The sequence below is a fragment of the Mesorhizobium sp. M0145 genome, from assembly GCF_040322355.1.
GTDB lineage: Bacteria > Pseudomonadota > Alphaproteobacteria > Rhizobiales > Rhizobiaceae > Mesorhizobium.
On record NZ_JAMYTK010000019.1, the window covers coordinates 51,306 to 74,329 of the forward strand.

24 protein-coding genes are annotated in these 23,024 nt (G+C 62.1%); 18 read left to right on the forward strand and 6 right to left on the reverse strand.

Annotation, left to right across the window (positions count from 1 at the left end; translation table 11 throughout):
• Positions 1-21 precede the first annotated feature (21 nt).
• Complete coding sequence (locus NKJ28_RS24060; protein ID WP_352637213.1) at positions 22-975, reverse strand: LysR family transcriptional regulator; 954 nt, start codon at positions 973-975, stop codon at positions 22-24.
• Between the two features lie 105 nt (positions 976-1,080).
• On the opposite strand from NKJ28_RS24060, the gene NKJ28_RS24065 reads away from it, so the two are divergent.
• From NKJ28_RS24065 to NKJ28_RS24095, 7 genes are all read left to right on the forward strand, one after another.
• Positions 1,081-1,872 (forward strand): alpha/beta fold hydrolase, encoded by a 792-nt coding sequence (locus tag NKJ28_RS24065; protein ID WP_352637214.1) that lies wholly within the window; start codon positions 1,081-1,083, stop codon positions 1,870-1,872.
• Positions 1,873-1,999: 127 nt separating this feature from the next.
• Complete coding sequence (locus NKJ28_RS24070; protein ID WP_352637215.1) at positions 2,000-2,572, forward strand: GNAT family N-acetyltransferase; 573 nt, start codon at positions 2,000-2,002, stop codon at positions 2,570-2,572.
• Positions 2,572-3,210, forward strand: a complete 639-nt coding sequence (locus tag NKJ28_RS24075; protein WP_352637216.1) for a hypothetical protein — start codon at positions 2,572-2,574, stop codon at positions 3,208-3,210. The genes NKJ28_RS24070 and NKJ28_RS24075 overlap by 1 nt, the downstream gene beginning before the upstream one ends.
• A 153-nt stretch (positions 3,211-3,363) precedes the next feature.
• On the forward strand, positions 3,364-3,540 hold the full coding sequence (locus NKJ28_RS24080) for a hypothetical protein (RefSeq protein WP_352637217.1): 177 nt from the start codon (positions 3,364-3,366) through the stop codon (positions 3,538-3,540).
• Positions 3,527-4,147, forward strand: coding sequence for an SMI1/KNR4 family protein (locus tag NKJ28_RS24085; protein ID WP_352637218.1), 621 nt, complete (start codon positions 3,527-3,529; stop codon positions 4,145-4,147). Before NKJ28_RS24080 ends, NKJ28_RS24085 begins: the two co-directional genes overlap by 14 nt.
• Positions 4,148-4,289: 142 nt before the next feature.
• Positions 4,290-5,906, forward strand: coding sequence for a GMC family oxidoreductase (locus tag NKJ28_RS24090; protein ID WP_352637219.1), 1,617 nt, complete (start codon positions 4,290-4,292; stop codon positions 5,904-5,906).
• Entirely contained in the window at positions 5,903-7,114 is a 1,212-nt protein-coding gene (locus NKJ28_RS24095) for a mandelate racemase/muconate lactonizing enzyme family protein (RefSeq protein ID WP_352637220.1), read from the forward strand. Before NKJ28_RS24090 ends, NKJ28_RS24095 begins: the two co-directional genes overlap by 4 nt.
• Before the next feature lie 99 nt (positions 7,115-7,213).
• Here the strand turns inward: NKJ28_RS24095 and NKJ28_RS24100 are convergent, their stop codons facing one another.
• The gene (locus NKJ28_RS24100) at positions 7,214-8,152 is read right to left on the reverse strand and encodes a diacylglycerol/lipid kinase family protein (RefSeq protein WP_352586809.1); all 939 of its coding nucleotides are present in this window, start codon (positions 8,150-8,152) and stop codon (positions 7,214-7,216) included.
• Between the two features lie 737 nt (positions 8,153-8,889).
• Between NKJ28_RS24100 and NKJ28_RS24105 the strand changes: the two genes are divergently transcribed.
• The 3 genes from NKJ28_RS24105 to NKJ28_RS24115 all read left to right on the forward strand — a co-directional run bounded on the left by NKJ28_RS24105 (position 8,890) and on the right by NKJ28_RS24115 (position 11,137).
• The gene (locus NKJ28_RS24105; RefSeq protein WP_023719157.1) at positions 8,890-9,324 is read left to right on the forward strand and encodes a DUF4383 domain-containing protein; all 435 of its coding nucleotides are present in this window, start codon (positions 8,890-8,892) and stop codon (positions 9,322-9,324) included.
• A 6-nt stretch (positions 9,325-9,330) separates the two neighbouring features.
• Positions 9,331-10,461, forward strand: coding sequence for a hypothetical protein (locus NKJ28_RS24110; RefSeq protein ID WP_352637222.1), 1,131 nt, complete (start codon positions 9,331-9,333; stop codon positions 10,459-10,461).
• Positions 10,462-10,621: 160 nt separating this feature from the next.
• A complete protein-coding gene (locus NKJ28_RS24115) occupies positions 10,622-11,137 on the forward strand; it encodes a hypothetical protein (protein ID WP_352637224.1) in 516 nt (171 codons plus the stop codon).
• Between the two features lie 8 nt (positions 11,138-11,145).
• Here the strand turns inward: NKJ28_RS24115 and NKJ28_RS24120 are convergent, their stop codons facing one another.
• Positions 11,146-12,768, reverse strand: coding sequence for an FAD-binding oxidoreductase (locus NKJ28_RS24120; protein ID WP_352637225.1), 1,623 nt, complete (start codon positions 12,766-12,768; stop codon positions 11,146-11,148).
• Positions 12,769-12,886: 118 nt separating this feature from the next.
• Here NKJ28_RS24120 and NKJ28_RS24125 point away from each other — a divergent pair, with 118 nt between their 5' ends.
• Entirely contained in the window at positions 12,887-13,381 is a 495-nt protein-coding gene (locus NKJ28_RS24125; RefSeq protein WP_352637226.1) for a YegJ family protein, read from the forward strand.
• Between the two features lie 15 nt (positions 13,382-13,396).
• On the opposite strand, the gene NKJ28_RS24130 is transcribed toward NKJ28_RS24125, so the two are convergent.
• Positions 13,397-14,368 carry a DUF3137 domain-containing protein gene (locus NKJ28_RS24130; RefSeq protein WP_352637228.1) on the reverse strand — a complete coding sequence of 324 codons (972 nt, stop codon included), beginning with the start codon at positions 14,366-14,368 and terminating at the stop codon, positions 13,397-13,399.
• Positions 14,369-14,429: 61 nt separating this feature from the next.
• On the reverse strand, positions 14,430-15,470 hold the full coding sequence (locus NKJ28_RS24135) for a CapA family protein (protein WP_352637230.1): 1,041 nt from the start codon (positions 15,468-15,470) through the stop codon (positions 14,430-14,432).
• A 143-nt stretch (positions 15,471-15,613) separates the two neighbouring features.
• Between NKJ28_RS24135 and NKJ28_RS24140 the strand changes: the two genes are divergently transcribed.
• The 4 genes from NKJ28_RS24140 to NKJ28_RS24155 all read left to right on the forward strand — a co-directional run bounded on the left by NKJ28_RS24140 (position 15,614) and on the right by NKJ28_RS24155 (position 21,243).
• On the forward strand, positions 15,614-16,867 hold the full coding sequence (locus NKJ28_RS24140; RefSeq protein ID WP_352637232.1) for a hypothetical protein: 1,254 nt from the start codon (positions 15,614-15,616) through the stop codon (positions 16,865-16,867).
• Positions 16,868-16,980: 113 nt separating this feature from the next.
• On the forward strand, positions 16,981-20,271 hold the full coding sequence (uvrB, locus tag NKJ28_RS24145; RefSeq protein WP_352637233.1) for an excinuclease ABC subunit UvrB: 3,291 nt from the start codon (positions 16,981-16,983) through the stop codon (positions 20,269-20,271).
• Positions 20,272-20,322: 51 nt separating this feature from the next.
• The gene (locus NKJ28_RS24150) at positions 20,323-20,658 is read left to right on the forward strand and encodes a hypothetical protein (protein ID WP_352637235.1); all 336 of its coding nucleotides are present in this window, start codon (positions 20,323-20,325) and stop codon (positions 20,656-20,658) included.
• Between the two features lie 12 nt (positions 20,659-20,670).
• Positions 20,671-21,243 carry a hypothetical protein gene (locus NKJ28_RS24155; protein WP_352637236.1) on the forward strand — a complete coding sequence of 191 codons (573 nt, stop codon included), beginning with the start codon at positions 20,671-20,673 and terminating at the stop codon, positions 21,241-21,243.
• 27 nt (positions 21,244-21,270) lie between these two features.
• Here the strand turns inward: NKJ28_RS24155 and NKJ28_RS24160 are convergent, their stop codons facing one another.
• Complete coding sequence (locus NKJ28_RS24160) at positions 21,271-21,732, reverse strand: hypothetical protein (protein WP_352637237.1); 462 nt, start codon at positions 21,730-21,732, stop codon at positions 21,271-21,273.
• Positions 21,733-21,775: 43 nt separating this feature from the next.
• Here NKJ28_RS24160 and NKJ28_RS24165 point away from each other — a divergent pair, with 43 nt between their 5' ends.
• From NKJ28_RS24165 to NKJ28_RS24175, 3 genes are all read left to right on the forward strand, one after another.
• The gene (locus NKJ28_RS24165) at positions 21,776-22,165 is read left to right on the forward strand and encodes an ATP-binding cassette domain-containing protein (protein WP_352637252.1); all 390 of its coding nucleotides are present in this window, start codon (positions 21,776-21,778) and stop codon (positions 22,163-22,165) included.
• A gap of 104 nt (positions 22,166-22,269) precedes the next feature.
• Positions 22,270-22,443, forward strand: coding sequence for a hypothetical protein (locus NKJ28_RS24170; protein ID WP_352637239.1), 174 nt, complete (start codon positions 22,270-22,272; stop codon positions 22,441-22,443).
• 128 nt (positions 22,444-22,571) lie between these two features.
• A complete protein-coding gene (locus NKJ28_RS24175) occupies positions 22,572-23,000 on the forward strand; it encodes a VOC family protein (RefSeq protein ID WP_023678402.1) in 429 nt (142 codons plus the stop codon).
• The last annotated feature ends 24 nt before the right edge of the window (positions 23,001-23,024 follow it).

Below are 23,024 nucleotides of genomic sequence, written 5' to 3' on the forward strand. Positions count from 1 at the left end.
GACTGAACGGCCTCGAAGAATTCACTCGATGCCGAGCCCTTGCTTTGCGTGCCGGACAGGTGTCCGACGTTCGAGCGCTCGGCGCAACGTCGGCGCCTCTTGCTCGATATGATCCCACAGCCGGTTCGAGATCGGCCCGTGCGGCCGGTCGCGGCGGCGCGCCACCACCAACTCCTCGGTACGGCCTGGCAGATGACGGCCGGCAACGGATTGCAGGCGTCCGTTGCGCAGCTCTTCCTCGATCAGGAAGCGGGGCATGTGGCCCCATCCGAGGCCCTGCAGGATGATTTCCTTCTTCATCCCCTGATCGGCCACCATGCATTGAGGCGCACCCTCGATCATGAAGTAGTCTTGTTGCGGTGAATGGCGGGCCGTGTCGCGCATGACACATCGGGTGAACGCGTGCATCTGATCCGGCGTGATGGGGTGCTTGATGCGTTCCGGCAGAAAGCCCGACGCTACTACTGGGACGAAGGGCACCTTGCACAGATCGATCCATTCCACCCGCGGATCGCTCTTGTCGATCCAGTGCAGGATCAAATCGGCTTCGTCATCGAAGAGGCGCTCCCACGGGCCGCCCACCGCCTCGAAATGCAGGTGCAGGCGTGTGCCCGGACACTGGGCGAAGAACCGTCCGAGCATGCCCAATGCCTGCGGGCGCGGGCAAAGGTCGCCGATCACCACATGGATCTCGCTTTCTTCGCCCATTGACAGCTGAGCAGCATGAAGCCGCAAGCCCTCGAGCTCGCGCAGCAGCGATTGTGCCCTGCGATGGAACGACAGCCCTGCCTCGGTGGGGCGCACGCGATAGCCGCTGCGATCCAAAAGAACGAGGTCGAGTTGCCGCTCCAGCTTTGCAATGGCTGCGAACACAGCCGGGTGCGAGCGATGCAGCATGGCCGCCGCAGGCTGAAAGCCGCCGCAGCGGACCACGGCATCGAAGCATTGCAGGTCGTGCAGGGTGAATTCGGCCATGTCAGCTTACATTACAGAGATAGTCCTATCTTTGTAATATCATCAAAAGCGCGCCGCAGCTAGGCTTTGCCACATTCAACGCTCCAGAAGGAAGGTGTATTCACCATGAATGAGCTGGATTTCGTGACCGTCGGCGATGGCACACGCATCGCCTACCGCATCGACGGCGACGCCGGGAACCCCGTGCTGATGCTGTCGAATTCCATCGCCACCACACTGCGGATGTGGGACATGCAGGTCAATGAGCTGTCGAAGCATTTCCGTGTTCTGCGCTATGACTTTCGCGGCCACGGAGGGTCGAGCGTTCCGGCCGGCGCTTATTCGCTCGACCGGCTTGGCCGCGACGTGATCGAGTTGCTCGACGCCCTGGGCATTGAACGCGTACACTTCCTCGGTCTGTCGTTGGGCGGCTTCGTCGGGCAGTGGCTCGGCATCCACGCGCCCGAGCGGATCGAACGATTGATCCTGAGCAACACCTCGTCCTGCCTCGGACCGGCAAAGCAGTTTGACGAGCGGATTGCCGCCGTGCTGCAGGCGCCGGATATGTCCGAAACCGCCGAGATGTTCCTGGGCAACTGGTTTCCTGCGCGTATGCTGGCGGCCAACGAGCCCGTCATCGAAGAATTTCGCACCATGCTGCTGGCCATCGACCGGCAAGGCTTGGCTGGTCTGTTCGCGGCGGTTCGCGATGCGGACCTTCGCCGAACCATAGCGCTGATTTCCAGGCCAACGCTGGTGATCGCCGGCCGGCACGACACTGTGACAGCCGCCAGCCATAGCGAGCTGATCGCGGCGACGGTGCCCGGCGCGAAACTGGTTGTCCTGCCCGCGGTCCACTTGTCGAACATCGAGTACCCCGCCGAATTCATCGAGGCCGTGCTCGGTTTTCTGCGCTGAGTTGGTGCATGACGGGGATGCTGAGTGAAACCCCGGTTTGAACATCCCCGCATGGACCGCAACCTATGATGCGCTAGCGCGCAGTGCAGGCTAGAATGAGCAACATCAATAGCGGATGACGGCTGACATGGAACTTGGCTTTCGCCCACTAACGCCCGATCTGTGGCCGGCGCTCGAGGACCTGTTCGGTGACAGCGCCGTCTGCAGTCGCTGTTGGTGTATGTACGGACGGATCGGCAGTTCTTACCGAAAGCGACCCGGCGAGGAAAACAAGGCAGCGTTCCGGCAAGCCGTCCAGCATGGTCCGCCTCCGGGTTTGCTTGCTTTCGACGGCGATACGGCTGTCGGCTGGTGTCAGGTGACAACGCGAGATGCCCTGCCCTGGCTCGATCGGCTGTGGCAGCTCAAGCGTGTGGATGATGCGCCGGTCTGGTCCCTGTCCTGCCTCTACGTGCGAAAACAATACCGCCGACGGGGCGCAACATCCCAGCTGATTGCACAGGCCCTGGACGTCGCAAGGCGCGCAAATGCGCCTGCACTCGAAGCCTATCCTTTCGACGCCGAAACATCGCCGTGCGCATCCGGCAGCGGATATGCCACCACCTTCACGCGCGCCGGGTTCAGGATCGTCGCCCGCAGGACGCCGGCCCGGCCGATCATGCGCTATGATTTCAAGCAGATTGCCGATCTTCGTCTGTAATGCTTGGATCGCTTGTCGAGGAAGCGCAGGCACTTCGAAATGAAGCCGGATCGTTTTCAACTTTTGGTCAGAGGCACAACGTGGATTGGTTCACACGACGCAAACCGTTCTCGGGCGCTGCGAAGTCAGCTTTCCCATTCAGCATGTTGACCACCATGGCAGAGGAGGAGTTGACGCCCTTTGTCGACGACACTTACCGAACGACGTCCCGGCATCTCATTTCTGATGGAGCGGGCATCTATATTCCTTATCGGTTACATTTTCTGCCAAGCGTGCGAGAGCATCACCTTGGCTTTTCATTTCCGTCGCATTGCCTGCTGACACGATCGACAGATGGCTTTTTGCGGCAGAAATCAGCCAGGGTGATCCTTTCGCTGAATGAAAGTTGGAGCATCGCCTTCGTCGTTCTACTGTTAGGCGAATATGTTGTCGAAATTGCCGAAGACATCTACGCCGCAGTACCTGATCTGGACGCATCAGCCTATGCCAGTTTTGTCCGACAGAACCGAGACGTAATGCGTGCGATGCGCAGCAAGGCCACAAGCTATTGGAATGCCTATTACAGGCGTGCTTATCCCAACCGAAAATCCTATCCAGCCATTGCTGTCCTCAATCGACTCGACGCGTGGGCAAGCTAGGTTCTTTTCAAAAAAATCTTCTTGGCGCTGAAAGTCGAAATTCAAACGAAGTTGCCAGTCGCTTTTTTCACATCGGATGCCGGAAGACCCGGCGACGCCGCGTCGCGCCCAAGCCTAGGTTAGAGCCGAATTCCGGAGCCGCCCGCAGCCACCATGCAGACCTATGATTTCATCATCGTCGGCTCCGGCTCGGCCGGTTCGGTCCTGGCCGAAAGATTGTCGGCTTCCGGCCGGTCGCTAGAGCCACTAGGTAAAGTTTTCGATGCGATGGATGCGTTCGACAGGTTAGACCTTACGAACCCGTCGAACTGGGTAAATGGAGCCTATTAAGGAAATGCCTGGGCAGGAAGAATGGTCGAACGAAGAAGACGCTCGTGCATACAGAGAAATCCGAGCATCGGTCGATAAATGGAAAAGTCTCGGTTATAAGACATATCCGGATGGAACAGAGTGGATCGGCCATACGCCGCATCGAGCGCCTGAAGCGTATTTGCATCAACTGTATGCGCCGCTTGATGCCATCGGAGTTGGGCAGATGGAGTCTGAAATTTCGTGCCGACTTCCAGATAATTTCCGTTGCTTTCTCATGCTCCACAACGGGATAGGTCTGTTTGCGAATTATATAAACGTCTATGGGCTGCGACGCAGCTGGTCACGCACAAATTTAGTGGAGGCGGGTCAACAACCCTTCTCCATACTGGAACCGAATGTACAGAGACGGCCAAGCAATGCACCAGACGATGTTCTCTTTATTGGTTCACTCGGGGATAATAGGAATTTAATTGGCATGAATCCGGACGGGAGGGTCTTTCGCTGGGAGAGTGATGATCCTCTGTCCGGTTCGATCAAGTCCTACACGAGCGTGTTCACCTTCCTGCTGGAAGAAGCCAATGAGGTGGCGGCCCTGTTCGACCCGGATGGGCGCGAACACGACTGAACTCGGGCAGCAGGCAACAAGCGGCCATTCAAACCGAATATCACCAGTCGCTTTTTTCACATCGGATGCCGGAAGACCCGGCGACGCCGCGTCGCGCCCAAGCCTAGGTTAGAGCCGAATTCCGGAGCCAGCCGCAGCCACCATGCAGACCTATGATTTCATCATCGTTGGCTCCGGTTCGGCCGGCTCGGTCCTGGCCGAAAGATTGTCGGCTTCCGGCCGCTTCTCGGTGCTGGTGCTGGAAGCCGGCGGCAGCGACCGCCGCTTCTACGTGCAGATGCCGCTCGGCTACGGCAAGACCTTCTTCGACCCGGCGGTCAACTGGAACTACAAGGCCGAGCCGGACCCCGGCCTCGCCGGCAATGTCGACCACTGGCCGCGCGGCAAGCTGCTCGGCGGCTCGAGTTCGATCAACGCCATGGTCTGGATCAGGGGCGCGCGCGAGGATTTCGATGCCTGGCGGGATGCCGGCAATCCCGGCTGGGGCTTCGACGACCTGCTGCCTGCGTTCAAGGCGCTGGAGGACAACCAGGCCGGCGCCGATCAATGGCGCGGCGTCGGCGGGCCGCTGCATATCACCGACTGCTCGACCTCCGTCCATCCGCTCACCAAGCGCTATCTCGCCGCCGCCAACCAGGCCGGCCTGCCGCTCAACCCGGATTTCAACGGCGCCTCCCAGGAAGGCGTCGGCGTCTACCAGATCACCACGAGGAACGGCCGCCGCATGTCGGCGGCGCGCGCCTTCCTGCGCCCGGCGATGAAGCGCAAGAACGTCCGCGTCGAGATCAACGCGCTGGCGACAAAAATCCTGTTCGAGGGCAAGCGCGCCGTCGGTGTCGAGTACCTCCAGAATGGAGAGACGAAAACCGCCCGCGCCGGCCGCGAGATCATCCTGTCGGGCGGCTCGGTCAATTCGCCCCAACTTCTCCAGCTCTCCGGTGTCGGTCCATCGGCGCTTCTTGCTGGTCTGGGCATTCCTGTCGTTCACGCCAACGAGAATGTCGGGGCAAACCTGCAGGACCATGTCGGCATCAACTACACTTTCAAGGGCAGGCTGCCGACGCTCAACCAGATCCTGCGCCCATGGTGGGGCAAGCTGCTGGTCGGCATGCAATATGTGTTTTTGCGGTCGGGCCCGCTGTCGCTGTCGATGAACAATGCCGGCGGCTTCTTTCGCACCGATCCGGCCGCGGCGCGGCCCAACATGCAGCTCTATTTCCAGGCGTTTTCGACCGTCATTCCGAAGAGCGGCGAACGGCCGATCCTAACGCCCGATCCATGGCCGGGCTTTTCCATCGGGCTGTCCAATTGCCGTCCGTCGAGCCGCGGCGAAATCATGATCCGTTCCGCCAATCCGCGCGATTATCCCAAAATCGTCGCCAATGCCTTTTCGACCGAGGCGGATGTCGCTGAAATGCTGGCGGCGGTGAAATTCGTCCGGAAGATCGCCTCGATGCCGGCGATGGCCGAGATCATAGAGGAAGAGGTTTTGCCCGGTCCCTCGATCACCTCCGATGCGGATCTCATTCAGGATTTCAGGAAGCGCTCGGGCACCGTCTACCACCCGGTCTCGACCTGCCGCATGGGGCCGGACGCGGCGCACGCCGTGGTCGATCCGCGCCTCAAGGTACACGGCCTCGACGCGTTGCGCGTTATCGACGCCTCGATCTTTCCCGACAACATAACCGGCAACACCAACGCCGCCGCGATCATGACCGGATGGAAGGGCGCCGAACTGGTTCTGGAGGATCAGAAATGAAAATCACCGACGTCAAGACCTGGGTAGTGGGCAATCCGCCGCCCGGCATCGGCGGCAAGTATTTCATCTTCGTCAAGCTCACCACCGATGGCGGCGTCGTCGGCTATGGCGAAGCTTACAACGCCACCTTCTCGGCTCATGTCACGGCGAAAATGGTCGAGGACATGGCCGAGCGTTATCTGATCGGCCGCGACCCGCACGATGTCGAGACCTTCTTCCGCCGCGCCTATTCATCCGGCTTCACCCAGCGCCCCGACGTGTCGGGCATGGGCTGTTTCTCGGCGCTCGAAATCGCCTGCTGGGACATTATCGGCAAGGAGGCCGGCAAGCCGGTCTATAAGCTGCTCGGCGGCCAGGTGCACGAAACGCTTCGTTCCTATACCTACCTCTACCCGCACAGCGGCAGCGTCCACTCCGAGGACGCGCGCGGCAAGAACGTCTACAACGATCCCGACCTGGCTGCTGCCTGCGCGCTGGAATATGTCGAGCAGGGTTTCAATGCGGTCAAGCTCGACCCGGCCGGCCCCTACACCGCCTTCGACGGCCACCAGCCGCGCCTCGTCGACGTCGACCTCTCCGCCCGCATGGTCAAGGCGATCCGCGAGGCGGTCGGCACCCGCGCCGATATCCTGTTCGGCACGCACGGTCAGTTCACCGCATCGGGCGCGCTGCGCCTGGCTCGCGCCATCGAGCCCTATGATCCGCTGTGGTTCGAGGAGCCGGTGCCGCCCGACATGCCCGAGGTCATGGCTCAGGTCGCAAGGGGCACTTCGATCCCCATCGCAACAGGGGAGAGACTGACCACGAAATTTGAATTTGCCCGCGTCATCGAGAACCGTGCGGCGACCATTCTGCAGCCGGACCTCGGCCGCTCCGGCGGCATTCTCGAAACCAAGAAGATCGCCGCCATGGCCGAGGCCTATCACATCCAGGTCGCGCCGCACTGCTATTGCGGGCCGATCGTCGGCGCCGCCAACATCCAGCTTGCGGTGACGCTGCCCAATTTCCTCATTCTGGAATCGCTGAAACAGTGGGACGGTTTTCACGCGAAGCTGCTCAAGAAGAAGATCGAATGGCAGGACGGCAACGTCATCCCGTCGAAGGAGCCAGGCCTCGGTGTCGAACTCGACGAAGCCGTCTGCGAGGCGCATCCCTGGACCGGCAAGGACCTGCATTTGCAGATGATGCAGACGCCGCTGATGCCGTGACCTGTCGAGCGGGCGACAATGTCACGCGATTTCAACGCGTTGGACGCAGGATCGGAATCACCGCCGAAAGAACTTGAATCAATCCCTCAACGCCTTGATTCAATATCTCAGCGTCAATGCCCCGGGCAGGATTTCGAAGGTCGCCGGTATGCGACCTGGCGATTCGCCGTCTATGTCGATCAGCGCGGCGTTCTTTTGCACATCGCCGAGCGGCTCGACAACCACTTTCTTGCCGCGCAGGATGGTGATCGCCGGATGGTTGCGGTGCCGCCCGCCATAGAGCAGGCGAATGTCCCAGATCAGCTTCAGCTTGCCGGCGGCGCGCAGGATGACGATGTCGAACTCGCCGTCATTAAGCTCGGCGTCGGGCGCGATCATCATGCCGCCACCGAAGAATTTTCCGTTGGCCACCGCCACCAGCGCCATGCGCACCTCGACCGGGGCACCGTCGTCGATGGTGATCGCAACGTCCTGGAAGCGGTAACGGAGGAATTCCCAGACCGTGCGCCAATAGAACAGCGCCTTGGCCGAAACCTTGCCCTTGCGCTTGTCGGCGTTGACCGCGCGGTCGGTGGCGCCGGAAAGCCCGAGGCTGGCGATGTTGATGAAATGGCGGCTGGCCAGCGCGCCATGGTCGTCGACATAGCTGATGCAGCCGGCATCGACCTTGCGCCCCTTGGCCTCGGCAATCCGCTTCAGCGTCAGATCGACGTTGTTCGACAGGCCGAGCCCGCGCGCGAAGTCGATGCCGCTGCCGCACGGCAGCAGCCCGAGTTCGGCCGTCCGGCCGCTTTCCCGGAAAGCCTTCAGCAGGCCGTCGGCGACTTCGCTGGCGGTGCCGTCGCCGCCCGCCGCGATCACCAGTTCGAAGCCGATGGCGGCAAGGTCGAGCGCCAGCCGTTCGGCATCGCCCTCGGCCTGCGTTTCACGCAGTTCGAAATCACCGAAATGTCTTTTCAGCGAAGCCGCAACCTCGGGCCAATGCCGCTTGAGCCTGCCGCCGCCGGCGATCGGATTGAGAACCACCGCGACCTTCAAGCCTGCCTCCCCAAGGCCATCGAACACGCCTTCCAATCATTTGCCGGCATTGAAGCCCGCGCCGGGCCGCGGGGCAAGGGGCGATTACCCGACAATGCGGGTTCGGCATCGAGGCGGCAAATCCCGACCGGCGGCGGCAGAGATCGGAAAGTCGCTATTTTGGCAGGGTCAGTCCCCGATAATCCCGCTATCCACAGGCCTGCGGCAGTTCCGCCAAACGCTTATCCGACGTACGTTAAAACCCATCTCAGGCGACTACCGATCGCCACGCCGAAAGGCAAAGCGGAACGGCGGATTTCCTGAGGCCCGTACGGCCCTGAACGAGAACAGGCTTGCTTGTTGGAGGGATGGACGCCGAGACCTACGGGGCCGCGGAAAGCGTGCGAACGCCGACGGCGGATCGATGCTGCCATGAAGGACGGCAAAAACCTTCGATGGCGCGCTGGGCAAAGCTCGCAAGAGCGGAGACCGGCGTGGTCCGGAACGGACGCTGCCCTCGGGTGGCGACTGGCAGGACCGTCAAAATCAAGGCCGGCATGGCGCGACATCTTTCGGGAGTTGCTGCCGCGACCGTGTCCTGATCTGACAGGGAGGCGCTGGGAGAAATCCCGGCGCCGACTGTCTTTGTGGCCCCGCCTGACGATTTTGCCGGCGACGCTTCACGCTGCGCCAAAATCAGCTACTATCCATTTGCCGTCGGGGGCCGTTTAAAAGGGCTGACGGCAGGGGGACATTTCATGACGCTCATCCAGAAGCTTGCTGTTGCCTATGCTTTCCTGTTCTTCGGCGTTGTTGCCATCGGCTATGTGCCGGCTTTCAACGACGCCGGCGGCAATCTGTTCGGCCTGTTTTCGCTGCAGTGGTACGATGATTTGCTGCACGCCTTCTCCGGCGTCTGGGCGCTGGCCGCCGCTTTCATCTCGCACCGCCAGGCGGTGTTCTATTTCAAGCTGTTCGGCTCGGTCTATCTGTTCGACGGCGTGCTCGGCCTGGTCACCGGTTCCGGCTGCCTCGATGGCGGCATTTTCATCAACGGCTTCCGCTCCCTGAACGACATCGAATTCCCGGCCCGCTTCTTCGCCAACCTGCCGCACATCGTCATCGGCGGCTTCGCCGTCTACGTCGGGTTCTGGCTGTCGAAACGTGTGTACGACCATTTCGCCACGGCCTGACCGGCCATGTTCCTGTTTCGCTGGCTGAAGCGCATCATCAAGGCGATCCTCTGGCTCGTCGTCATTGTCGTGTTGATCCCGATCGCCGGGCTGGCCTACGGCTTTCTCACGACGCCGTCGTTGGACGCAACACCATTGCCGGGCGTCACCGAGGGTGCCCCGCCGAAGGCGCTGGCCGACAAGATCGGTGCCGAGATTCCCGGCTACCAGCGGCCGGAGGAATCGACCTTTCTCACCTATCCGGAATGGGCCATCGTCTACGCCGCGCGTGAATATGCCGGCTTTGTCGACAAGAACCAGCCGAGCGGCTTCCCTTATCTCTCCTATATCGGCCGCTTCTGGCAGGATTACGCGATGGTCACCCGCGCCAGCTCCGCCTACAAGTTCAACCTCGACAACCACCAGATGCTGGTGATCATCGGCACCAGCCACACGATCGAGCACGCCATCCAGTGGGCCTATGAAAATACGGTCGGCCGCATTACCGAAGCGACAGCCGGCAAGCGCACCACCGTCGACATCTACCAGGCCAAGGTCGCGGCCGACTACGCCGGTTTTCTCGATCAGGTGCCGTGGTACCAGTTTCCCTATGCCGAAAAACGTGCCGGCCTGTTAGCCGTCCAGCCGGCGCCGGACGACAGCGCCGTCCGCACCGGCGAACGCAAGCTCGCCTTCGGCCTCGCCGACACGATCAAGCAGGGCTATGCCGATCTGATCAAGTCGGCGCTCGCCGCCACCACCGATCCCGCCTTGCTCGACATTCATGTCTGGGCCAAGGGTCCGGTCGGGGAAGTGACGCGCAACGAGCCCGACACCTTGCTGGAGCGCGATCTCGGCGCCGACGGCACGGTCTTCGTCACCAGGCGCTATCAGGTGTTCACCGACATGATCCCGCGCCTGATCGACAAGGGCGTCTCCTTCGTCGAGATCGGCGGCAATGACGAGATCATGGTCACCATGCTTTCCAATGACGAGATCAATGTTCCCGAAGGTGCACGCACCTTGTTCAGCTACCCGCTTCCGGCGGAACCCTCCACGCGCCGCACCGGGCTGACCGTCGCCGTGCGCAAGCTGCACATCGTGCTGCCGGCGCTGATGACGGCGGGCGCCAGGCTCGAGCATGTCTACGATTACTGAGGCCTTTCGGTCACAGCCGGCCTCGGCAAGACGTTGCGTGATGCTCCGCCACGCTCATTCCACAATCGCGGCCAAATCCCGCCTTGTTCCGCAACGATTGATGATGCCGTAGACACGTTGTCTTGCGCACATGTGCCAGGCAACTCGGAGGGACAAGACTGTGATCAAGACCGCCCTTGTCGCCATGACCATCGTCGGCTGCGATTGCGACGCCAAGCTTTGCGAATATATCGGCGAGACGCCCGCCAAATGGTCGACCATCGCCGAATGCGAAGCGGCGATGAAAAGCCAGATGCTGCACGAGCGCAATTTCGACTATCCGCTGGTCTCCGGCATCTGCCGGACACAGAACTCGTCTTCGTCATCGCAGCTCGCTGCGACCGCTTCCGAGCCTGAATTGACGACGGCCAGCACCGCAGCGACAGACCCGCTGCCACCGGAACTGAGCCATCGGCCCAGTGCTGCGGTCGGAACGCAGGCCACGGCGACGGAAACGGAAGCCGTCCGGCCGGTCGCCTATGAAGCGGCGGTCGATGGCGGCAGCGCCCTGCTCTACCGCACGAAGGCCGGCTACGCCGTGGTCAAGACCGATCTCGGCCGCGCCGCATCGGCAACGATCGGCATCGCCAGGCGTTCGGCGAACTGGCTGACGGCGAAGCTGCCTGACGGTCTGTAGCCGCCGCTTCAGGCCGTGCCGATCAGTGCCTTGACGGCGCGATAAAAAATCGACGAAAACAGCTCGCCCGGATCGTATTGCAGCTTCTTCGCCAGGAAGGACGGCAGTTCCGGATAGGAGGCAAGCAGTTCCTTGCCTGTGTAGTGGAGCTGGTAGGGCAGGAAAAAACGCCCGCCATGCTTGATCGTCACGTCGATCAGCGCCCTTGTCAGCGCCCGCATCCTGGCATTGCCGTCGGCGTCTGTCGGCTGATTGATGTAGAGCACCAGCGAATAGGCCGGCTCCGGCGCATAATTCAGCGCCACATCCTCCTTGTGGACGATGCGTACCGACGCGTTGAGCACCGGCAGGGTCTGGTTGCGCAGGATCTCGCGCGCTTCCGCGATGAACGGGTTATAGGCCGCCCGCGGGATGAAATACTCGTGCAGGATGTCGGTCTCATCGAGCAGATCGTTGAACAGATAGGGCACTGAATCGTGCATCGGATTGTTGCGCGTGACGAGGCAGGCCTCGCCCTCGCCCATTGCCGTCGTCCGCGCCACCGTGCAGCTCTCGAATTGCGGCTCCAGCGTCTTTTCGGTGAACCATTTCAGCTCCTGGAACAGGCTGCCCCATTTCGCCAGGTTGATGATCACCCGCTTGAGCCCGACCGAACCCGGTTCACCGATTGCCGGCTGGTCGGCCGGCGGCTGGTCGGCCACCTTGTCATAGCGGTAGACGATTATATCCTCGAGGAAATTGCCCGGCGCAGTCGACAGATGCCCATAAAACAGACCGATCGCCCTGTTTGGCTCCAGAACCTCGGCGAAGAACGTCGGGAAATCGTCCGATTTGATGATCTCGCGCGAGGTCCGGTAGACGGCGTTGTCGACGATGTCGAGTGTCGCCTCCAGCACCACGCCGAACAGGCCGTAGCCGCCGACGACGTGGCGGAACAGCTCGGTATTTTCGGCCGGTGAGCAGGTCGTCACCGAACCGTCGGCCAGCATAACCCGCATCGATCGGATCGAGCCGGCGACCGAGCCGGCCTGGTGGTCCATGCCATGCGCGTTGACCGACAGCGAGCCGCCGACCGAAAAGATGTCGGTCGACTGCATCGCCTTCACCGCGAAGCGCGGGTGCAAAAGGTTCTGGATGTCGTGCCAGCGCGCGCCCGGCTGCAAGGTGATCGTCTTCGCCGTCGGGTCGACACTGACCTTGTTGAATTTGCGCATGTCGAGGACCAGCGCGTTGTCGTCGAAGGCGTGGCCGCCCATCGAATGGCGCACCGCCGCGACCGAGACCTTCAGGCTATTGGCGCGGGCAAGGGCCAGCGCGCTCGCGATGTGGTCTTCCTCGCTGACTTCGATAACGCCGTAGACCGGTGTCATCGACAGGCCGCTGGCATCGTTGATGTTGCCGCCCTTGGTCAGCCATGGCAGCGCCGGATCGTAGGCTGGCGGGCCCTCCAGCGGCTTCTGCGCCAGGTCGATCCCGTCAATGTCGGCGATGCGCCCGGAATTCTTCTGCCCCGACGGACCGCGCGCCAGCCGCGCCACGGTCGTGCCGCCCCAGAGCATCGCGCCGCCGACCACCGCCGCACCCAGCAGCAGCCGCCGCGACAGGCGAAACCCCTTGCGTTCTTCGACCATAGCCCCACCCCACTGTCCCTGGAATAGCGCCTGATGGAGACAAAAACCAGTTGCCAATCAGACGTTCGGCGAAAGATGATCCGGTTTGTCTGGCGAAAATGTCGAAAGCAGTCGCATCATGAAGCTTGCAGCCCGTATCGCGCTTGCCCTGTTGCTTGCGTTTGCTCCGGCATCAGCCGACGCGCAGACTCCTGGTCAAGGCGACGACAAGGTCGTCAGCGTAGCTGGCGACGATCCGGAGATGGCGGCCGCTATCGAGCAGGCGCGTGCCAGTCTCGACGACTTCCTGGTATTGGCCGACGCACCGCCATCCGGAACGGCCGACTTCCAATTGAAAGTCGTGGTCAGGGACGGGGACGCCACTGAACATTTCTGGGTCTTTCCCTTCCACCGGACGGCGGCCGGATTTGCAGGAACCTTGGACAACGAGCCGCAGACCGTGCACAACGTCGTGGCAGGCCAGGAGATCGAATTCAGCCGGGACGATATTTCCGACTGGGGCTACATGAAGAACGGCCGCCGGGTGGGAAGTTTCACTGTCTGCGTTCTCTTCAAAAAGATGTCGAAGGAAGAGGCCGACTATTATCGCCAGAACTATGGCTTCGATTGTTGACGGCTGAATTCTAGTTCAACCGGCCTCTACATCCTTCACGCCGATCTTTCGCACCAGCGCCGCTGTCGCCAGGATCGTGGCCATGTCGGCGATCATCGGCGCGACATGCTTGGTGTAGTCGAGGCGCGTGGAGATATCCGGCAGCTCGAAGAAATTCCTTTCCTGCGGCAGCAGCAGGAAACCGTCGCTGCCGCTGAGCGCGACGCGCGCCGGATCGTTCGGCCGGGTTTCGCCGAGCCATTCCAGTGCCTGCGCCAGCCGGCCGGTTACCAGCGTCCGCGCCGCCTCGATATTGTCGGTGCGGAACTCGTAGGCGGCATCGAGCTCCGGCACGCCGCTGGATAGTTCCTGCATCTTGCTGCCGAAGATGCCGCGGAAGAAGCCGAGTACTTTGTTGGTCCGGCGCGCGGCCACCAATGTGCCGGGGAACGGCACGATCGTCTCGAAGGCGATGATGACGCCCTTGAACACTGCCGTCGTGCTCTTGCCCGTTCCTTCCCGGAGATTTGCCTCGTAAAGCTCGAACGGAAATCCTTCGTACCGGCCGGAAAAAACATCGTCGAAAGACTGCTGGTTGAACGGACCAACCGTCTCGCGCGGCAGCCGGTCGAACGAATTCGGCTTGACGTTGTGCCGGTACTGCATGTCCTCGATGAAGCCGAAGATGATCGGCAACAGCGTGCTGCGGAACGACTGCTGCAATTTGCGCGCTGGCTTGATCGCCTGGAAATAGAGCAGGATCGCAGCCAGGAATCCGCCGATATAGAGGAACACATGCGGGGTCGAGAACCACTGCTCGTTGGGGTCGGCAACGCCATTGAAGAGCCAGGCCACAAACGCCACGAACACCAGCACCAGCCCGATGAAAAGTGGCACCCGCCAGCGTGTCCGGCGATGGGCCGAAGCTCGTTGCGCCTCATAGGCCTCGATGTTCTTCCTGAGGCCGGCGATCACCGCTTCGTTCGGCATGAAATCCGCAGTTTCCATCACCCACCCGCCGCCACAAGCCTGCCCGCGCTGGGCATGATAGCCGGTTTGGTGGACTGCGTCAGCGCACGGCACCGAAGACCGCATCGAGGCGGGCTAGAACCCTTTGCCTGGATTTTCCCGCCAGCGTTTCAACCGGGACCAGCCGCTCGTGATCGCCGGCGCGCAACCGCATGAAGGCATGCAGCCGGTAGGCGGCGATGGCCCCGCGCGTGCCGGGATCGTCGCTGATGTCGACGACGAGAATGGCGCCGATGCGGCTGGGCCATGGCTGCCGCGCGAAGGCGGTGCCGATGAAATCGCCGAGCCCATAGGCAACGAGCGTCTTGCCGATCCGCTCGATCGGCTGCACGACATGGGCATGATGTCCGGCGATCAGGCCGACGCCATGTTCGGCCAGAAGTCGCGCCATTGCCCGCGTCTTCGCACGTGGAAAATGCCGGAATTCCCAATCCCAATGCGGCACCGCGCAGAGGAGGTCGACACCCGAAGCGGCAGCGTGCGGCCATTGCGTCGGATCGGCTTGCATCGAGACTCGGCCCGCGAACTGAGCCTCGTCGGTATTGCGCCACAAGGTAAAGGCGGCAAGGCCTACCGTCAGCGAACCAACCGCAAACCGCTCGACCGGAGCCGCAGTGCCGATCGTGCGGATGCCTAATTGCTCCAGCGCGGCGACGGTCTCGTCGAAGCCGGCAATACCCTGGTCGAGCACATGGTTGTTGGCCAGCGACAGCACCAGTTTTTCACGCGAAATGCCGGCGGCGGCCAGCGCCTCGGCAAGGAACCGCTCGCTCATCGCATGGTGCGTGCCAAGCCTGGTGCCCAAAACAGCGCTCGGCCGCTCCACCACCGGGCTTTCGCAATTGCCGACCACCAGATCGGCCGAGGCAAGCAGTGCCGCAATCGCCGGATCGCAGTCCGGCACGCGGCGATTGGCCACCGCCGAGATATCGCCGACGAAAGCCAGCCGCACCATCCGCGCCGGCAGTGGTTCGAGCAGGGCTGCGGCCGCCGGAGCAAAGCCGCGCGCGTCGCCGTCGAGCGAAGGCCGGAGGAAGCGCGGCAGCCACGACAGTTTGTAGGAAAGCGGATAGTTCGACACGCGACGCCCAATCGTTTGCCTTGTGTAGACCGTCCGCCGGATTGATTGAAGCGTCGACTGTTGTGGGTGAACCACAGGGCCACAGGCGCAGCGAACCAAATGCGTGTATGATCCACTGCGGAGCGACAAAAGGGGCGATCACGATGAAGCGTTTTTCCAGGCTGGTGGCGTGCGCCATCATTCTTCTCCTGCCGCTGGCTTTACCCAGCGCCGCGGCTCCCGAAGCGGCGGCCCTGTTCGAGGCAAAAATCGTAGCCGAACGCGACAGCGCTCTTGCCGCTCTGGAAGCCGCCGCGCCAGGCGATCCGGCTGCCGCCTATGCCGCCGGCGCCGGCGAATTCTTCACCGCGCTGGAGATCCTCGCCGGCGGCCTGCACCGCCACGGTTTCGACAGCCCGCAATCGTTCATGCTGCCGCTGATGCGGCTGCCGGTGCCGGACAATGCCAATCCCGAGCCGCTGACCTACGAACAATTCCGTGCCATTCTCGTCGCCTTCCGCGACCGGTTGGAGAAATCCGCAGCCACGCTCGCTTCGGTACCCGCCGAAGCCGATATCGGCATGGTCATCGACCTGACCCGTCTCGGCATCGATCTCAACGAGGACGGCCAGATCGCGCCGGACGAAAGCGCCGCCGCGGTCATGGCGTCTCTGTCACGCGGCGGCGGTGCGCCAGACGCGGCCGCACCGGCCCTCACCTTCCGCTTCGACCGCGCCGACGGCTACTGGCTGCAGGGCTATGCCGAATTCTTGCTGGCGCAGGCCGATTTCTGGCTGGCGCATGACTTCAGCAACACCTTCGACGGTTCGTTCCATATGCTGTTCCCGCGCGCCAAACTGCCGCTGCAGGACACGCTCGTGCCGCCGGACGGCGGCATGAGCGGCGGCATTCTGTCGTCCGAATGGCGCATCGCCGATTTCATTTCGCTGGTCCATCTCATCAACTGGCAAGTGGTCGAGCCGGAGCGCCGGCAAGCGGCGCGCCGCCATCTCATGGAAATGATCCGGCTGTCGCGCGAGGACTGGAAAGCCATCCGCGCCGAAACCGACAATGACCGCGAATGGCTGCCTGGGCCGCAGCAGAAAGGCGCCAGCCCGCTGACCGGTCTCGAAGTTGGTGAGCAGCAGGTACAGGCCTGGCTCGCCGCCCTTGATATGGCCGAGGATCTTCTGGAAGGCCGCACCTTGCTGCCGCATTTCCGCATCGCCGACAAAGGCATCAACATGAAGCGCTTCTTTGATGAGCCAAAAACCTTCGACCTGGTGCTGTCGATCACCGGCCCGGCCATCGCGCCCTATCTCGAGCGCGGCAAGATTCTCACCAGCGAGGAGTTCAACCAGATCCAGCGCCAGTTCGGCGGCGCCGGGTTTCTGACGTTCGCGCTTTGGTTTAATTGAGCGGCGCACTTCGACGCTACTCCTGACAGCCTGCTGTCAGGAGCCAAATTGCGCCTCGCGCCACCGGCCACTCCGCTCTTTCCATTTTGGCCGATACCTCCCATATTCGGGCCATGGCCAGACTCCCCGACAAAAAAACGCCGCCGCCGGCGAATGACGAGCGCGCTTCGCCGCCCAAGCGGCGCAGTCCGCTGACCGATTTCCTCGATGCCTCGGAGCCCCTGTACAAGGGCGGCTTTGCCGAGGCGCCGCAGGCCGAGTTCACCGGCGCCCCGCTGACCGGCTCGATCGCTGACTGGGCCGAGCAGATAGAGCAGGAAGCCGAGAAGGAAGGGCGCCAAATCTCCCCCCTCGAGGGGGAGATGTCGCCGAAGGCGACAGAGGGGGTCGCCGGAGGCAGCGCGGGACGCAAAGGAACGTCGAGTACTGCCGCACCGACCCCACCCGGCGGCTCCGCCGCCACCCTCCCCTCGAGGGGGAGGGAAGGCGCCAAGTCTGCCAAGAAAATCCCCGAGCGCTCCTCTTCCCCCGGCCGTACGGCACGCGGCACCTCGATGGGCGGCGCGGCTTCGGCGCGGGAGCGCACCGCGGCCGGTCTCAACCCTGTCGCCGGCCTCGATGTCTCCCTGGAAGAGGCCGAGACCATGGCTTCGGGCGGCGTCACCGCCACCGTCGCGGCGCTGTCGGCGCTGATCGAATCCGGCAATCCGCTGCACAAGGACGGCGTGCTGTGGACGCCGCACCGTCCCGCCCGGCCGGAAAAATCCGAAGGCGGCATCGCCATCAAGATGGTCTCGGATTTCGAGCCCGCCGGCGACCAGCCGACGGCGATCAAGGATCTCGTCGAGGGCGTCAGCAGCAACGACCGCACCCAGGTTCTGCTCGGCGTCACGGGCTCGGGCAAGACCTTCACCATGGCCAAGGTGATCGAAGAGACGCAGCGCCCCGCTCTGATCCTGGCGCCCAACAAGACGTTGGCCGCGCAGCTCTATTCCGAATTCAAGAAATTCTTCCCGGAAAACGCCGTCGAGTATTTCGTCAGCTACTACGACTATTACCAGCCTGAGGCCTATGTGCCCCGGACCGACACCTACATCGAGAAGGAATCCTCGATCAACGAGCAGATCGACCGCATGCGCCATTCGGCGACGCGCTCGCTGCTCGAGCGCGACGACGTCATCATCGTCGCCTCGGTGTCCTGCATCTACGGTATCGGCTCGGTCGAGACCTATACGGCGATGACCTTCCAGATGCAGATCGGCGACCGGCTCGACCAGCGCGCGCTGCTCGCCGACCTCGTCGCCCAGCAATACAAGCGCCAGGACATCAACTTCGTCCGCGGCTCGTTCCGGGTGCGCGGCGACACGATCGAGATCTTCCCGGCCCACCTCGAGGACCGCGCCTGGCGCATCTCGCTGTTCGGCGACGAGATCGAGGCGATCACCGAATTCGACCCGCTGACGGGCCAGAAGACCGGCGAGCTGAAGAGCGTCAAGATCTACGCCAATTCGCACTATGTGACGCCGCGTCCGACCCTCAATCAGGCCATCAAGTCGATCAAGGAAGAACTCAAGCACCGGCTGGTCGAACTGGAACGGGCGGGTCGGTTGCTCGAGGCGCAGCGGCTTGAGCAGCGCACCCGCTTCGACCTGGAGATGCTGGAAGCGACCGGCTCCTGCGCCGGCATCGAGAATTACTCGCGCTACCTGACCGGCCGCCAGCCGGGCGATCCGCCTCCGACCTTGTTCGAATACATACCCGACAATGCATTGGTCTTCGTCGACGAAAGCCACGTCACCATACCGCAGATCGGCGGCATGTATCGCGGCGACTTTCGCCGCAAGGCGACGCTGGCCGAGTATGGGTTCCGCCTGCCGTCCTGCATGGACAACCGGCCGCTGCGCTTCGAGGAGTGGGACGCCATGCGCCCGCTTTCCGTTGCGGTTTCGGCAACGCCCGGCGGTTGGGAGATGGAGCAGTCCGGCGGTGTCTTCGCCGAACAGGTCATCCGCCCGACCGGCCTGATCGATCCGCCGGTCGAGGTGCGCCCGGCCAAGACGCAGGTCGACGATGTCGTGGGCGAAATCCGCGAGACCACCAGGGCCGGCTACCGCACGCTGGTCACCGTGCTGACCAAACGCATGGCCGAGGACCTGACCGAGTATCTGCACGAGCAGGGCATTCGCGTGCGCTACATGCACTCCGACATCGACACGCTGGAGCGTATCGAGATCCTGCGCGACCTGCGCCTCGGCGCCTTCGACGTGCTGGTCGGCATCAACCTGCTGCGCGAAGGCCTCGACATTCCCGAATGCGGCTTCGTCGCCATTCTCGATGCCGACAAGGAAGGCTTCTTGCGCTCCGAGACATCGCTGATCCAGACCATCGGCCGCGCCGCCAGAAACGTCGACGGCAAGGTCATCCTCTACGCCGACCAGATCACCGGCTCGATGGAGCGGGCGATGGCCGAGACCAACCGCCGCCGCGAAAAGCAGATGGAGTGGAACGCGGCCAACGGCATCACCCCGGAATCGGTCAAGTCGCGCATTTCGGACATCCTGGACTCGGTCTACGAAAAAGATCATGTCCGCGCCGATATCTCGCAGTTCACCGACAGCGCCGGCGCGATGATGGGCAACAATCTGAAGGCGCATCTCGACGCCCTGGACAAGCAGATGCGCGACGCCGCCGCCAACCTCGATTTCGAGAAGGCCGCCCGCATTCGCGACGAGATCAAACGGCTGCGCGAGATGGAGCTGTCCATCTCCGACGACCCGTTGGCCAAGTATGCCGACATGGAAAGCCCGGTCTCGGGCCGCGAGAAGGGCAAGCACAACAAAGGCGTGGCCAAACATCGCACATCAGAGGAACAGGAGCGTTTCCGCAAGCTCGACGAGGCACGTGCCGCCGAAGAGGCGGCCCGGCCCAATCTCTTCCGCAAGCCGGCGCTCGACGAAATGGGTGCCGATGGCGCCGTGCCGGTGAAGAAGCCGCTGTTTTCGAAGCCCTCGCTCGACGCCATGGGGCCGGGCACGGATATGCCGACCCCGGCCGGCGCAGTGTCGCGTTCGCTGTTCAAGAAGCAGTCGGCCGAAGAGGCGCACGGCTCCGATTTCGGCATCCCGGGCGAACCGACCAAGCCGCTGTTCAAGAAGAACTCGCTCGACGAGATGACCGTGCGGCGCACCGAGAAGCCGGTCGAGGGAAAGGTGCCAGCGAAACCACAGCCGATCTCCCCCCGTGTGGGGGAGATGCCCGGCAGGGCAGAGGGGGGCGCGAAGGATCGCGACGATTTTGCAAAACCCATTGTCCGCCAGCGCAGTGGTATCGGCTCCTACGAAGACCCCGCCGACGCCCGCCGTGAAAAGCGCCGGCCCGGCAAGACGGGTCGGCCGGGGCGGTAAACGGGCTGCATACCTGTTGCGAGCATTCTCAACCGGTGTCTAGAATGCTTGATGGTCGTCACTCGCAGACTTCAGGAAGACGAATTCAAGGCTTGCTTCGCGGAGCCTATGACGAACGTCACCGCCACGGCAGAGGCTGCAGTAGACATATGGCCATATGTCGAGGCGCTGGATCTGGATGAGATCGGGCTGCCATATTTGAACGACGTCCACTATGTCTACCGAGACGCCCAAAACCGATTTGATCAGGTTTTGATTGGCACCGGCAGGTTCAACGCCCTTCTTGTGATCGTTGTCGATCTCGGCAGAAGCTCGGTGTTCGGACATTTCCTGCTGGATTTGAACAAGGAATACGGAGTAAGCGGTGGCCACTTGAGGTCCGTGTGACAGTCCTGCCGAATGCCAACCGTCATTGCCATTGCCTCCGGCAATCCGCCGTGGCGCTCCTTTGAAGCCACAGCTATTCTCATGCCATCGCTTGGGTGGGTGCAGATGATGACGCGTCGTTTCTTTGGACTTCTCGCAGCCGTCGCCGCAGCTTTCCTGCCGCCCCGCGCGGCGTCTCAAACGACGAACGCGCCGCGGCGCTTGCAGGATGACATTCCGATAGCCGCGCAGTGGATATCCAAAGCACTGCAAAGTTCGGGCTATGACGCGAATTTCACACCACGGAGCATATCGGAGGTGGAGCGCTTCTTTCGCGAGCAGACGAAGGACGGGGAGCCCATCTCCGGCGGTTTGATGTCGCAAGATATCGGGCCGCGCTTGTTTGCGTTGGGCAGCTATTGCGGCGAGGTGCTCCGCAGGGAACTTGGTGGGCATTGGCTGACGAATGATGATGATCCCGAAGGGGAAATCAACGCGGCTCTCGAAGTTGGAAGCGGCGTTACCTGCTGGCCCATGCAACGCGTGATGAAGCGACTGCGCAGCGGCGAGGACGACCTGGTGGCTTGGGCCGCAGGGATCAGGTGAGGCTGAAAGGCGCGGCGAGGCTCTGCCCTAACCTGCTTCGTATTTTCGGATGAATGGAACACCATTGAACGTTTGTGTACAACAGGAACAGCTTGGCTTCATGTCTTCCAACCTGAGTTCGGGATCGACCAGCGCCAGGCGATTGTCCTGATCCAAGTACAGGCCACTGTAATATGAATTTTCTCCCACTCGGACGAACGAGTGCTTGTCGGCATCGTTGAGTGCAACGATCCAGAAAATCGGGTCCGGTCGATCCAGTCGCGCCACTGCCTGACTGTGAACATCGGACCAATCCTGTCCAACTTTCGAAAGCAGGAATCTGAACAACGGCGTGTAGTCGCGGCCCCATTGTTTTTCGCCATGCATGGAGCCGCGGCTCGTCTTGTCCTCTTTCTTGATATGCCGGGAAAATTTGTAGTCGCCGCCGCCATGGCGAACGCCGTGGGTTCGCGTGTTTCCCCGTCGGTAGAGTGGTTCTCTGTGTCGCATCCAGAAGATCCGCAGCCGCGTAACACCACGCTGGTCCGGCAGTATTTTTGCCGAACACCCCAATGGGTGCAAGAGGACGTCGGCTTCTCAGGTACCATTCATCGTTGACTGCATAATGCTCGTCGACATGCAGGAGCGCAGGATCGGCGTGCTGTCGGGCGGACAGAAGGCGCGGCTGATGATGCTGGCGCTGAGGCTCGCCAATCCCAATTTCTATTTACTCGACGAGCCGACCAATCATCTCGATATCGATGGTCAGGAAGCACTGGAAGCGGAATTGCTGGAACATCAAGCGAGCTGCCTGCTTGCCTCGCACGACCGCTCCTTCATCCGCGCGGTTGGCAACCGCTTCTGGCTGATCGAGAAACGGCGATTGACCGAGATCGACAGCCCGGAGGAGTTCTTCCGGGAGGTTGCCGAAGCCGGCGGCTGAAGGCTTGCGGAAAAAAATTCCGGCGCTCTGTCGGATGATGATCGCATGCCACGTCCTTGGGTTGCCGACACGGTGATGCCGGCGCCAATCGAGGAGAAAGCATCATGTCTATTCTGTCATCCATAGGTCACGCCGTGACGCGTTACTCGGCGGCTCGCGCCCGTTATCGTAGCGAACGCGCCATCCTTTCATTGCCGATCGAGCTGCGCAAAGATATTGGCTGGCCGGAAATCGTCGTCGACGCGCAAAACAGCCCGCGGATTCACATCGAAGGTTGAAAGGTGGCAGTTGGCCGTCGCGGCAGGCGCCATTTCGAATCCAAAAAACCATCGGCCGTGTAGGATCGTCGCCGTTCCGTTCGTCCTGTGGTTCGCAAAGGCAAACCAGACGCAAAGAGGAGCATGACATGAATGACCAGCCGCAGACCCAGCCCGCCGCCAAAGTGCTTGGCGGATTGACGCCCTACCTTCAGCTGGACGGCGCTTTCAAAGCCGCAGAATTTTACCAAAAGGCCTTCGGTGCCGAGCAGGTCTTTGCCTATCCGCCGGACGAACAGGGCCGCACCATGCATATCCATCTCCACATCAACGGTTCGACCCTGATGCTTTCCGACTTCTATCCCGAGCATGGAATGGCCGCTGTGAAGCCGCAGGGCTACACCATGCAGCTCCATCTCGGCAGCGACGACATCGACGCCTGGTGGCAGCGAGCCGTCGAGGCGGGCTGCAAGGAAGTCGTGCCGTTGCAGGTGATGTTCTGGGGCGATCGCTGGGGCAATATGCGTGATCCGTTCGGCGTCGAATGGGCAATGAACGCACCGGTGAAAGCAGCTTAGCATTCCACACAGGCTGTGTCTGAA